At 76.6% G+C, this 239-nt stretch carries 1 pseudogene; it reads right to left on the reverse strand.

Annotated features, from left to right (window positions below):
* Positions 1–239, reverse strand: a pseudogene (locus AC0IWM_RS23910) (porin family protein); the annotation flags it as partial.

The following is a 239-nucleotide window of genomic DNA, read 5'->3' on the forward strand; positions in this document are numbered from 1 at the left end:
CGCGCAGCCAGGTGTTGATGCGGTAGCCGCTGCCGCCGCCATAGCCGGGCACGGTCTCGAGGTTCATGCGCGTGAGCGGAACCAGCGGGCTCCCAGCCGCCGGCGCCGGGGTCGCATCCCGGGGCCGCGCGTAGTCGCTCACCGTGGCGTCGACGCGGAGGTACCAGCCTACTCCGATCGTGCCCGGTGGCGGCGGCGGTGGCGGCGGCAGGAGGTCCGCCGCCCGGGCGGCTACCGCC

The sequence above is a fragment of the Methylobacterium sp. AC433 genome (assembly GCF_979253015.1).